Here is a 12,564-nt window from a genome sequence, read left to right on the forward strand (position 1 = left end):
CACCGCCCTCAGGCCCCGGTGGCGAGGGCGATCCGCAGGGTACGGATCTCGAACGGGCGGAGGGTGAGGACCGGCCCGGGCCGGTCGGCGGCGTGGACGGGCTCGGCGTCCGGCAGCGGCCGCTCCAGCAGGTCGGTCTCGGTGACGGTGCGCCAGGGGACGGAGACGGCCAGGGTGGTGCGGGCCCGGCCGCCATGGGCCTCGTAGAGGCGGACCACCAGGTCGCCGGACGCGTCGTCGGCGAGTTTGACGGCCTCGATCACCACGGCGTCGTCCGCGACGGAGACCAGCGGGGCCACCGCCGTACCACCAGGCACGGCCCGCTCTGCGAGGTTGAGGGCGTAGCCCTCGCGGACGGCGTCGGCGACCGAGGCGCCGAGCAGCAGGCCGTAGCGCAGGCGGTGGGTGCCCTGGTCCGCGTCCGGGTCGGGAAAGCGCGGGGCGCGCAGCAGCGACAGCCGCACGGTCGTGGTGGTGCCACCGTCGGGGCGCACGTCGCGGGTGACGTCGTGGCCGTAGGTGGAGTCGTTGACCAGGGCCGCGCCCCAGCCCCGTTCGCCGACGTGCAGGAAGCGGTGGGCGCAGATCTCGAACCTGGCCGCGTCCCAGCTCGTGTTGGTGTGGGTGGGGCGCCGGACGTGGCCGAACGGGATCTCCGCGGTGGAGTGGTCGGCCCGCACGTCCAGCGGGAAGGCCGCCTTGAGGATGCGTTCGCGCTCGTGCCAGTCGATCTCGGTGTCGATGTCGAGGCGCCGGGCACCCTCCCGCAGGGACAGCCGCTGCCGGATCCGCGAGCTGCCGAAGCTGCGGCGGACCTCGACGCCGCCGGGCACGGCCGTCACCTCGTCGGCCACGTCCAGGTCGCGGACGGTGTTGCGGTAGAACGCGTCGAGGTCCCAGGCGTCGTACTCGTTGGGGAAGTCCTGGTGGAGCTGGAGCAGGTTGGCCGCGGCGCCGGGCGGCAGGGCCTCGCGGCCGGCGGCCAGGTCGACGGCGGAGACCACCAGGCCGCGGGCGTCGACGGTGAACCGGACCAGCCCGTTGTCCAGCACCAGGCGGCCGTCGCCGTCCGGCACCGGGTCGACCTCGGGCGCCGGCTCCCCCGCGCGCGGCGCCGAGCCGAACGCGGGGACGCCGCCGCGGGCGTGCGGCGCGCCGTTGAAGACCACCGTGCCGTCCCCGGGGCCGGCCAGCGCCCGCTGCGCCGCGTCGACGATCCCGGTCAGTTCGGCGTGGACGGCGGCGTACGTCTCCTCGGCCTGCCGGTGCACCCAGGCGATGGACGAGCCGGGCAGGATGTCGTGGAACTGGTGCAGCAGGACGGTCTTCCACAGCCGGTCGAGCGCCTCGTACGGGTACGGCAGGCCGCGGTGCACGGCGGCCGTGGCGGACCACAGTTCGGCCTCGCGCAGCAGGTGCTCGCTGCGCCGGTTGCCCTGCTTGGTGCGCAACTGACTGGTCAGCGTGCCCCGGTGGAACTCCAGGTAGAGCTCGCCGAGCCACACCGGCGCGTCGGGGTACTCGGCGTGGGCGCGCGCGAAGAACGCGGCGGGCGGTTCGATCTCGACCCGCGGCGAGCCCTCCAGGTCGGCGAGCCGCTCGGCGCGGGCCAGCATCTCCCGGGTGGGCCCGCCGCCGCCGTCGCCGTACCCGAACGGCAGCAGCGACCGGTTGGCGGGCCCCTTGTCCTGGAAGTTGCGGACGGTGTGGGCGAGTTCGGCGCCGGTCAGCTCGCCGTTGTAGGTGTCCGCGGGCGGGAAGTGGGTGAAGATCCGGGTGCCGTCGATGCCCTCCCACCAGAAGGTGTGGTGCGGGAACTTGTTGGTGGTGTTCCAGGAGATCTTCTGGGTGAGGAACCAGCGCACCCCGGCGAGTTTCAGCAGCTGCGGCATCGCCGCCTGGTAGCCGAAGGTGTCGGGCAGCCACAGCTCCTCGGTCTCGACGCCGAACTCCTGCGCGTAGAACCGTTTGCCGTGGACGAGTTGGCGGGCGAACGCCTCCCCGCCGGTGATGTTGGTGTCGGGTTCCACCCACAGGCTGCCCACCGGGAGGAACTGCCCGCTCGCGGCCTTCTCCCGGACCCGGGCGTAGAGCGCCGGGTGCTGCTCCTTCAGCCAGGCCAGCTGCTGCGCCTGGGACATCGCGAAGCGGAAGCCGGGGTGATGATCCATCAGGTGGGTGACGTTCGAGACCGTCCGGGCGACCTTGCGGGCGGCCTCGCGCAGCGGCCACAGCCAGGCGGTGTCGATGTGGGCGTGCCCGACCGCGGAGATCCGGTGGGCGCCGGCGGTCGCGGGCGCGGCCAGGGCCGGGCGCAGGACGGCCCGGGCGGCGGCCGCGGTGGCCGGGACGTCCTGCACGTCCACGGCGTCCAGGGCCCGTTCGAGGGTGTGCAGGAGCTGCCAGCGGCGCTCCGCGCCCTCGGGCAGGGCGTGCATCAACTCGCCGAGCACGTCGAGGTCCTGGGCGAGCTCCCAGACCTCCCGGTCGAAGACGGTCAGCTCGGCCCGGCGCAGCCGGTAGAGCGGGTCGCCGTCGGCGGCCGCCGCGCCGGTCAGCCAGGCCGGCCGGTCCCCGGCCCGGGTCGGCGCGTGGTGCGCCTCGCCGGGCAGCGGCACGGTCGGGTTGGCGGCGGCCTCCACGTAGTACGTGAAGCGCTCGCCGCCGCTCGCCGGGTCGGCGACGGGGATCCAGGCGTTGCGCGGATTGAGCGCCTTCACCACGCTGCCGTCGGGGCGGTGCACCAGGCCCTCGGTGGAGAACCCGGGGCCGGTGACGTCGAAGCCCAGGTCGAGCACCGCCTCGATCCGCTGCCCCGCCCAGTGGGCGGGGACTTCGCCGCTGATCCGGAACCAGCTGGTCGACCAGGCCGGCCCCCACCGGTGCCCGACCGCGACGGGCCGGTAGGGCGCGGCGATCGCCTGCGCGGCGGGCACCGGCTCTCCGGGGGCGTTCCAGATCTCCACCGTCAGCGGCAGCGCGCGGGCGTGGACGGCCGGGCGGACGCGCTGCGACAGGACGCGGGCGAGCCGCTGCTCGGTCAACCGCTGCTTGCTGTGCACGGGAGTGCTCCCTTCGTGGCGGGGCGGGGCGCGGGCGTGGGCGTGGGCGTGGGCGGATCGATGCGGCGGACGGGTCAGTTCAGCGGGCGGCACAGCAGCGCGTCGGGCACGCCGCCGTGGTTCCACTTCCAGGTGTAGGCGACGCCCGCCAGGTACTCGTTGTCGGCGCACTGGCCCTTGTAGTAGCCGGGCGCCCAGTCGCTGGCCGCCGAACCGCCGGTGGCGGGCCGGTTGTCGCCGCTGTCGAACCACACGTTGCGCCCGGTCAGGGGCAGCGCGTTGGCGGCGGGCGCGCACAGCAGGGCGGACATCGCGTTGCGGTTGACGCTGTAGCCGACGGCGAAGGTGTTGTCCGGGCACTGGAGCTTGTTGTAGCCGCTCGCCCAGTCCCCGTGGGTGACGTAGCGCTCGTCGGTGACGGTCGTCCAGGCGCCGGCGCCCTTGGCGGGCCGGCCGGCGTCGGTGCACAGGCCGCGGCTGTCGCTGCGGCCGAGGCCGGCCAGGCGCTGGGTGTCGGGGCAGTTGCCCTTGCGGTTGCCGGAGGACCAGTCGGGCCCGGCCAGCATGGCGGCGGACAGGTTGGCGTCGTAGTGGTCGAGGTTGAGCATGTTCCAGCGCGGGCCGTCGGCGACCGGTCCGCTGCGGGCGGGGGCGCCGATCAGCTTGTTCCAGTCGGCGGCGCGCCAGTCGCCGGTGTCCATGACGCCGAGCCGGGTGCCGTCCGCCGTGTAGTTGACCATCGCCCAGTTGTCCTGCGGCGTGCCGGTGTTGTCGCTCCAGCCGACCAGCGGCCAGATCGCGAAGTCGGTGTCGTTGCGCACCAGGATGTCGGTGAAGTTGTCGAACCAGGCGCGTTCGCGGGCGTCGGCGGGGCCGCGGCCGGCGGCGCCGAACTCGCTGATCCACACCGGTGCGGTGAAGTGCTGGCCGGTGCGGGTGACGAACAGCGCCTCGTCGTCGACCGCCTGGGCGAGCTGGTCGGGGGTGAGTTCCTCGTAGCGCGCGTCGTGGGTCTCGCCGGTGCCGGTGGCGCCGGTGTGCCTGGGGCCGGTGTAGCCGTAGAAGTGCGCGGAGTAGACGAGTTTGTCGGAGCGGATCAGGGTGTTGGACAGGGTGGCGACGGGGGTGAGCATCGGGCGCCAGTGCGGGGTCAGGTCGGTCGGGATGCCCTGCCAGTTGATGCCTTCCATGACGATCAGCAGGTCGGGGTCGGCCTGCAGGATCCGGTTGCCGGCGTCCTCCAGCGCCTGGTTGAGGTCGTGGTCGTCGCCCCAGCCCCAGTTGGCGTCGTTCCAGGTGTCGCGGCGGACCTCGTTGCGCAGGTCGGCGCCGACCACCCGCTTGTTGTCCCGGTACCGCTTGGCCAGGAACACCCAGTCGTCGATCCACTGCTGGGTGGACTGCCCGCTGTTCCAGCGTTCGTTGCCGTCCAGGCCGCAGCAGAACCGGTAGCTGGTGGTGTGGTTGTTGAGGATCACCGCGAAGCCGTCCGCGGTCAGCGCCGCGACCACGGCGTCCATCACCTGCAGCGGTGTCTTGCCCCTGAGCTGCGGGTTGGCCGCGACGGCCGAGTCCGGGACGGCGCTGGTGTCGTGGACGAGCGCGTTGGCGAACGGCAGCCGGATGCTGTTCAGGCCCATGGTGTGGAAGTCGGCCAGGATCCGGGCGATCGGAGTCCGGTCCAGGCCCAGCGGAATGTTGTTCGACATCTGCCGGGCCTGGTGGTTCGCCGGGTCGCGGACATCGCCGCTGCCCTGCCAAGTGCCTTGGGCTCCGGCCCAGTTGCCGGACTTGAGCTTGAACCGGTCGCCGTTCGCGTCGACCACGTACCGGCCCCGGGTGGACAGCGGGCCGGCCCAGGAGGCGGCGAGCTGCGGGCCGGTGAGGACGGGCGCCGCGACGGTCGGAGTGTCGGCGGCGGACGCGGCGGACGCGGCGGACGCGGTGGGGGTGAGGGTGCCGAGCACGAGGGCGCACGCCGCGGCGAGGGCGGCGGACGTGCACCGGAGCACGGTGGGGCGAGGTTTCACGGAACGCTCCTGACGAGGGGGAGAGGTGCGTCTGACCTTGCGCGATGCGGTGGTGCGGTGGTGCGGTGATGAGGGTGATGAGGGTGGTGACGCCGGGTCAGCCCTTGAGGCCGCTGGAGGCGATGCCTTCGACGATGTACCGCTGGGCGACCAGGAACATGACGACCAGCGGCGTGATGGTGACCACGGCGCCGGCGAACAGCCCGGGAAGGTTGATGGTCTGCGAGGTGAGGAAGGTGGACAGCGCGATCTGCGCGGTCCAGGCGGACGGGTCCTGGCCGATCACCAGCGGCCACAGGAAGGCGTTCCAGCTGTCGATGAAGGCCAGTGCCCCGAGCGAGGCCAGCATCGCCCCGGAGCTGGGCAGCGCGATCCGCCGGTACAGGCCGAGCCAGCCGAGGCCGTCGAGCCGGCCGGCGTCCTCGATCTCGCTCGGGAACTGCAGGTAGAAGTTGCGGAACAGCAGCACCGCGAACGGGTTGAACAGGCCGGGCGCGACGATGCCCCACAGCGTGTTGACGCCCCCCATCGAGCCGACCACGACGAACGTCGGCACGAAGGTCGCCGAGCCGGGGATCATCAGCGTCGCCACCACCAGCGCCAGCACCACGCCGCGCCCGCGGACGGGAATCCGGGCCAGCGCGTACCCGGTGGCCGAGGCGAGCAGCGTGGACAGCGGCGCGGTGACGGCGGCGACCAGCAGCGAGTTGCCGAGCGCCGGGCCCATCGCGACGGACGGGTCCTGGAACAGCGCGGTGAAGTTGTCGAAGTGCATGGTGGACGGCCACCACGTCCACTCCGGCGCCGTCAGGCCCCGGCTGTCCATCAGCGCGTTGCGGAGCATCAGGTAGAAGGGCGCCAGGAAGACCGCGGTCAGCAGGCCGATCAGCAGGCCGCGGACGGTGACGCGGGCGGCCCGCAGCGGGGCGGACAAGGTGCTCATGCGGCGCTCACTCCCCGGCCCGGCCGAAGCCGGTGACCCGGCCCTGGATCAGCGTCACCCCGACGATCAGGGCGGTCAGCAGAAACGCCCCGGCGGAGCCGACGCCGTAGTTCTGGCTTCCCAACGCGGTGTTGTAGAGGTGGACCAGCGGGGTCTGCACGGGCGCCGTCCCGGTGCCGGACATGCCGCTGCTGAACAGGTTGTAGAACTCGTCGAAGGCCTGGAACGCGGCGATGAACAGCAGCATCAGCACGGCAACGGAGGTGTTGCGCAGCATCGGCAGGGTGATGCCGGTCAGCAGCCGCCGGCCGGAGGCCCCGTCGAGCGCCGCGGCCTCGTACACCTCCCGCGGAATGGCTTGCAGGCCGGCCAGGAACAGCACCATGTAGAAGCCGACCTGGAGCCACAGCCGCAGCGTCACCAGCACCACCCAGTACAGCGGTGGCGAGACGGTCTGCAGCCAGGGCACGGGCTCGGCGCCGAACCAGCCGCCGATCAGGTTGGCGACACCGGTCGGCAGCCCGTTGAACAGGCACATCTTCCACAGCAGCGAGGCCGCGACGTACGAGACGGCGGTCGGGATCAGGAAGGCGGTGCGCAGCAGTGCCCGTCCGCGCCGGACGCGGTGCACGAGCAGGGCGAGGCCGAGCGAGGCCGCGAAGGTGACCGGCACGATGAAGGCGGTGAACAGCAGGATCGTCAGCAGCGAGTCGCGGAAGGCATGGTCGGCCAGCAGCGTGCGGTAGTTGTCGAGTCCGACCCAGTGGCCGAGGGCGATGCTGCCGCGCGCCTCGCTGAGGCTGAGCAGGAAGCTCCAGCCGATCGCCAGGTACTTGAAGAGGCCGAGCCCGATCAGCATGGGCGCGGTGAGCAGGGCGAACGCGAGCCGACCGGAACGGCTCGCCCGGGCGGCCCGGGCGGTGCGGGCCCGTCGGCCGGCCGCGGGACGGGTCCTGTCGAGGGCGGGGATCATCGGCCGAGCTGCTTGTCGATCTCGCTCTGGGCCTTGCCCGCCGCGTCGGCGAGCAGGGCGGCGGGGTCGCCCTGGCCGGTGGCGATCTTCGCCGCGGCCGCGTTGAAGGCGGTGCTGACCGCGGTGTTCCAGGTGCCGGGGTTGTGCCGGCCGTACTTCAGGGCGAGGTCGACGGTCTCCTTCGCGGGGCCGGTGGTGAGCTTGGTCGCGGTGGCGGCCACCGACGCGCGCGGCGGCACGTGCAGGCCGTAGCTCTCGGCGAAGTCCCGCTGCAGGTCGGAGTTCTGCACCCACAGCCACTGGACGAACTTCTTCGCCGCGTCCACGTGCCGGCCCTTGGCGTTGACGCAGCTGGTCCAGCCGCCGACCCGCAGCACGGGGGTGCCGCCCTCGCGGAACGCGGGCCACGGCATGACGCCGAAGTCGTCGCCGAGCGCGGTCCGGACGGCGGGCATCGCCCACAGGCCGCACCACTGCATCGCCGCCATGCCCTGGGTGAACGCGGACGGGTCCCACCAGTCGGTGGTGAAGCCGAGCAGCAGCGACTTGTCGTCGTGCAGGCGCTTGAAGGCGGTGAGCGCCTCCAGGGCCTGCGGCGAGCCGAACGCCACCTTGCCCTCGCGGGTGACCAGTTCGCCGCCGGTGGACATCACGGCGATGGCGGGGCCGTCGCCGGTGCCGTCGGTGCCCAGGTACAGGCCCTTGGACTTTCCGGTGCTCAGCGCCTTCGCGGCGGCGGCCAGGCCGTCGAAGGTGGTGGGCGGGGTGATTCCGGCCGCGGCCAGGACGCTCTTGCGGTAGTAGACCATCAGCACGTCGTCGATCATCTTGACGCCGTACAGCTTGCCCTCGACGGTGACGGTGTCGAGGGCGGCGGCGTTGAAGTCGGCCTTGGCGTCGCCGTAGAGGTCGTCGAGCGGGGCTATCTGCCCGCGGTGGGCGAGGCCCTCGTCGAAGTCGCCGATCTCGAACACGTCGGGGGCCGCGTCTGTCAGCAGGCTGGCGTAGAGCTTGCCCGCGTAGTCGCCCGGGACCCAGGTCACCTTGACCGCGATGTCCGGGTTGGCCTTGGTGAAGGCGGTGGCGTAGCGGAGCACTGCCTGCTGGGTGCCGGCCTCGCCGTAGGCGTGGTACCAGACGTTGAGGGTGGTCCTACCGCCGGAGGACCCGCCGGTGGGATCCGTACTGCAGGCGGTGCTGACGACCGCTCCGGCGGCGATCAGCAGCGATCCGGTGAGGAACCTGCGTCGGTCGATCTGGGGCGCGGGGGTGTTCATGGGGCGCGTGTCCTTGCTGTGAGGGGGTTGCAGGGCACTTGCTCACCCCGACCGGCTCGTCGCCGCTGCCTGCCGGCCCGGGCGGGCGGAGGGCGGAGGTCGGGGGTCGGGGGTCGGGACTCGGGGGCCGAAAGGTCGGCGGTCGGACGGTCGGGAATCGGTGGACGGGGGCCGGCGGTCAAGGGGCCGAGAGGTCGGCAGTCCGGCGGTCGGCAGTCGGGAATCGGTGCCGAGGAGTCAGCGGTCGGGCAGTCAGAGACCGGGAAGTCGGGGGCGGGGTCGGGAAGTCGGAGGGTCGGGCGCGGCAGCGGGTCAGCCGCCGGCCGGAGGTTGCGGGAAGAGCGCCTGGATGGCCACCGCGGCGCCACCGCGGGCCGGGAATCGGTGCCGGGAGATCGGCGATCGGGGACTCGGTGGTCGGGAATCGGGGGCCGAGGGATCGGCAGTCGGACGGTCGGGGGCGGGGTCGGGAAGTCGGAGGGTCGGGCGCGGCTGCGGGTCGGCCGCCGGCCGGCGGTTGCGGGAAGAGCGCCTGGATGGCCACCGCCGCGCCGCCGCAGGCCGGGAATCGGTGCCGAGAGATCGGCGATCGGGGACTCGGTGGTCGGGAATCGGGGGCCGAGGGATCGGCAGTCGGGCGGTCGTCGGTCTGGGTGTCGGCAGTCGGACGGTCGGGGGCGGGGTCGGGAAGTCGGAGGGTCGGGCGCGGCTGCGGGTCAGCCGCCGGCCGGCGGTTGCGGGAAGAGCGCCTGGATGGCCACCGCCGCGCCGCCGCGGGCCCATTCCTGCCAGGGCAGCGGGCGCAGCGACAGCGGGCAGCGGGAGGCCGCGCCGAAGGCGTGCGCCGCGTACGCGTCCTGGATGTGACGGCTGAACAGGTCGTAGGCGTCGACGCCCTCGCCGCTGACCACCACCCGCTCCGGGCCGATCAGGTTGACCAGCGCGGCGATGCCGGTGCCGATCGCCTTCCCGGCCCTGGCGAACGCCTCGCGGGCCTCGGGCCGGCCCTCGCGGGCCATCCGGACCACCTCGGGGAAGGTGAGCCGCGGATCTCCGGCCGCCTGCCGGACGGTGTCGAGGATGACGTCGATCGACCCGATCGCCTCGACGCAGCCCCGGGCGCCGCACCGGCAGCGCGGCCCGGCCGGGTCGACGCACAGGTGGCCGACCTCGCCGGCGACGCCGTACGCGCCGCGCATCAGCTGGCCGTTGACGACCAGGGCGGAGCCGATGCCCGAACCGATGGTGACCAGGGCGAAGTAGCCGGTGCCGATGCCTTCGCCGAACCAGTGCTCGGCGACCGTCAGCGCCCGCACGTCGTTCTCCACGGTGACGCTCAACCCGGTTGCGGCCTCGAGTAGTTCGGCCAGCGGGACGTTGCGCCAGCCGAGCAGGCCGGAGTGCCGCAGCCGTCCCCTGTCGCGGTCCACGTCGCCGTTCACCGCGATCCCGAGGTGGCGGGTGCGGGCCCGGAACCCGGGCTCGGAGTCGAGCAGTTCCTCGACCAGTTCGGCGAGCACCGCAGTGACGGCCTCCGGCGTGCAGACCTCCACCGGCCGGACTGCGGTGTCCCGGATGCCCGCCCTCAAGTCGCATACCGCGCCGAAGAGTTGGTCGGCGCTGATTTTCACGCCGAGGAAGTACTCGCGGTCCCGGTCGACCGCGAGCGGGTACACCGGCCGGCCCGCACCGGGGGCGGTGCGCTCGGGTGGCAGTTCGTACAGGTAGCCACCGTCGATCAGTGGCCGGGCCGCCTTGGTGACGGCCGTCGAGGAGAGCCCGGTGCGGCGCGCCAACTCGACTCTGCTGAGCGGCCCTTCGGCCAGCAGACGGGAAAGGATCGCGGTCTCGGCCGGGGCGCTGACAAGGGGTTGCGAGCGTTGTCGGGACACGTGGGCAATCTAGAGCAAATAAATAACTTCCGACAGTATTGATTCGGGGACCGGGACCGCCCTACGCTCGGGAGCCGCCTCCGGCCGGACGCCACCCAACTCCCTTCGCGCGTCAGGGGTTTCACTCGTGCCCGCCACGCCTCCGCCCGTCAGCTTCGACCCCGACCGCGGCCTCGCGGTCCTGCGCACCCCGAACAGCGTGTACGCCCTGCGCCTGCACCCCGACGGCAGCCCCCGACACCTGTACTGGGGCGCCCCGCTCGACACCGCCGCCCTGGCGGCGCTGCCCGCCGCCGGCTCCCCCGCCGACAGCAGCTTCGAGGACGACGCCGCCGCCGACGAACTCGCGCCGCAGACCGGCGCGCGCTTCGGCCCGGCCGGCCTCCAGGTCCGCTTCGCCGACGGCACCCGCGGCGCCCAGTGGCGCTTCACCGGCCACCACGTCGACGGCGGCGAACTGCGGCTGCGCCTCCAGGACCGCCGCCGCCCGCTGCGCGCCGAACTCTGCTACCGCGTCCGGCCCGACAGCGACGTGATCGAGCGCTGGACCGAACTGACCCACCTCGGCCCCGCGGACGGCCCCGACGAACCGATCACCGTCGACCGGCTCGACTCGGCCGCCTGGCGGACCCCCGCGCTGGCCGACTACCGGCTCAGCCACCTGGTGGGCGGCTGGAACAGCGAGTTCCAGCTGCGGCGCGACCGGCTGCCGGTCGCCGAGACCGTCCTGACCAGCCGCCGGGGCCTGACCGGGCATCACGCGAACCCCTGGCTGGCCGTGGACGACGGCACCGCGGCCGAGGAACACGGCGAGGTGTGGAGCACCGCACTGGCCTGGAGCGGCAGTTGGCGCATCACCGTGCACCGCGACCCGGTCGGCCGCACCGGCTGGACCGGCGGCTTCGGCCACGACGGCACCACCTGGACGCTGCGGGCCGGCGAGCGGCTGCACACCCCCGTGTTCGCCGGCCTGTACACCGCGCACGGCTTCGGCGCGTCCAGTGCCGCCTGGCACGACCACGTGCGCCGGCACGTCCTGCCGCGGCCCGAACAGGACCGGCCGGTGCTGTACAACTCCTGGGAGGCCACCGGCTTCGACGTCTCCGAGGCCGGCCAGCTCCGCCTGGCGCGGCTCGCCGCCGGGCTCGGCGCCGAACTGTTCGTACTGGACGACGGCTGGTTCGGCACCCGGCGCGACGACCGCTCCGGGCTCGGCGACTGGACGCCCCGGCCCGCCGCCTTCCCCCGCGGGCTGCGCCCGCTGGCCGACGAAGTACACCGGCTCGGAATGGAGTTCGGACTCTGGGTGGAACCGGAGATGGTCAACCGCGACAGCGAGCTGTACCGCACCCACCCCGACTGGGTGTCGCACTCCCCGCACCTGGACGCCACCGAGCTGCGCCACCAGCTGGTACTGAACTTCGCCCGGCCCGAGGTCGAGTCCTGGGCCCACGGCACGCTCGACGCCCTGATCCGCGAACACGCCGTCGACTGGCTGAAGTGGGACGCCAACCGGCCCTTCACCGAAGCAGGTTGGGACGGCCACCCGGACCCGGACCGGCTGTGGATCGAACACACCCGGGCCGTCCACCGGATCATGGACCGGCTGCGCGCCGACCACCCGGGCCTGCGCATCGAGGCCTGCGCGGGCGGCGGCGGCCGGGTCGACCTCGGCATGCTCGCCCGCACCGACCAGGCCTGGACGTCCGACAACACCGACCCGGTCGACCGGATCGGGATCCAGCACGGCTTCTCACAGCTCTTCCCCGCCCAGGCGATGGCCGCGTGGGTCACCGACAGCCCCAACCCGGCGACCGGGCGGAGCACCCCGCTGCGGTTCCGTTTCCACGTCGCGATGGCCGGGGCGCTCGGGATCGGCGGCGACCTGACGTCCTGGTCGGCGGAGGACCTCGCCGAGGCCGCCGAACTCGTCACCCGCTACAAGCAGATCCGCCCGCTCGTCCAGCGCGGCGTCCAGCACCGGCTCGCGCCGCCCGGACCGGTGGGCGCCGTCCACTACGCCTCCCACGACGGCCGGGACCACGCGCTCCTCGTCTGGCGCCCCACCACCCGCTTCGGGCACCCGCCCGCCCCGATCCGCCTGCCCACGCTCGACCCCGCCGCCAACTACCTAGACCTGGACCGGAACCAGGAGTACAGCGGCGCCGTCCTGGTCCACCGCGGCATCGAGCCACCACTGCCGGCCGGCGACTACGCCAGCTGCCTGGTCCGCCTGTGCCGCGCCGACGACTGACCACCGGCGGCTGACCGGCTGCCGCGCAGCGGTGTGCCGCGCAGCGGTGTGCCGCGCAGCGGTGTGCCGCGCAGCGGTGTGCCGCGCAGCGGTGTGCCGCGCAGCGGTGTGCCGCGCAGCGGTGTGCCGCGCA

The 12,564-nt window shown here is 73.3% G+C and carries 7 protein-coding genes; 1 reads left to right on the forward strand and 6 read right to left on the reverse strand.

Translation table 11 applies throughout. The annotated features are described in order from the left end of the window. Positions 1-8: 8 nt before the first annotated feature. The 6 genes from ACGFWJ_RS25375 to ACGFWJ_RS25400 all read right to left on the reverse strand — a co-directional run bounded on the left by ACGFWJ_RS25375 (position 9) and on the right by ACGFWJ_RS25400 (position 10,177). On the reverse strand, positions 9-3,062 hold the full coding sequence (locus ACGFWJ_RS25375; RefSeq protein WP_392953530.1) for an alpha-mannosidase: 3,054 nt from the start codon (positions 3,060-3,062) through the stop codon (positions 9-11). 74 nt (positions 3,063-3,136) lie between these two features. After that, on the reverse strand, positions 3,137-5,092 hold the full coding sequence (locus ACGFWJ_RS25380; RefSeq protein ID WP_392953533.1) for a glycoside hydrolase family 5 protein: 1,956 nt from the start codon (positions 5,090-5,092) through the stop codon (positions 3,137-3,139). Positions 5,093-5,189: 97 nt separating this feature from the next. Beyond that, positions 5,190-6,035: a carbohydrate ABC transporter permease gene (locus tag ACGFWJ_RS25385; RefSeq protein WP_392953536.1), complete on the reverse strand. Its 846-nt coding sequence runs from the start codon at positions 6,033-6,035 to the stop codon at positions 5,190-5,192. 7 nt (positions 6,036-6,042) lie between these two features. Beyond that, positions 6,043-7,008, reverse strand: a complete 966-nt coding sequence (locus ACGFWJ_RS25390) for a carbohydrate ABC transporter permease (RefSeq protein ID WP_392953539.1) — start codon at positions 7,006-7,008, stop codon at positions 6,043-6,045. Next, positions 7,005-8,285: an ABC transporter substrate-binding protein gene (locus ACGFWJ_RS25395; protein WP_392953542.1), complete on the reverse strand. Its 1,281-nt coding sequence runs from the start codon at positions 8,283-8,285 to the stop codon at positions 7,005-7,007. Before ACGFWJ_RS25395 ends, ACGFWJ_RS25390 begins: the two co-directional genes overlap by 4 nt. A 716-nt stretch (positions 8,286-9,001) precedes the next feature. Continuing rightward, positions 9,002-10,177 carry an ROK family protein gene (locus tag ACGFWJ_RS25400; RefSeq protein ID WP_392953544.1) on the reverse strand — a complete coding sequence of 392 codons (1,176 nt, stop codon included), beginning with the start codon at positions 10,175-10,177 and terminating at the stop codon, positions 9,002-9,004. Between the two features lie 127 nt (positions 10,178-10,304). Between ACGFWJ_RS25400 and ACGFWJ_RS25405 the strand changes: the two genes are divergently transcribed. After that, entirely contained in the window at positions 10,305-12,431 is a 2,127-nt protein-coding gene (locus ACGFWJ_RS25405) for an alpha-galactosidase (RefSeq protein ID WP_392953547.1), read from the forward strand. Positions 12,432-12,564 lie beyond the last annotated feature (133 nt).

The sequence above is a fragment of the Kitasatospora sp. NPDC048407 genome, assembly GCF_043200475.1.
Lineage (GTDB): Bacteria > Actinomycetota > Actinomycetes > Streptomycetales > Streptomycetaceae > Kitasatospora.

Coding starts and splice junctions, on each gene's coding strand:
- ACGFWJ_RS25385 (WP_392953536.1), bottom strand. CDS start 6,035: ATGAGCACCTTGTCCGCCCCGCTGCGGGCCGCCCGCGTCACCGTCCGC.
- ACGFWJ_RS25390 (WP_392953539.1), bottom strand. CDS start 7,008: ATGATCCCCGCCCTCGACAGGACCCGTCCCGCGGCCGGCCGACGGGCC.
- ACGFWJ_RS25395 (WP_392953542.1), bottom strand. CDS start 8,285: ATGAACACCCCCGCGCCCCAGATCGACCGACGCAGGTTCCTCACCGGA.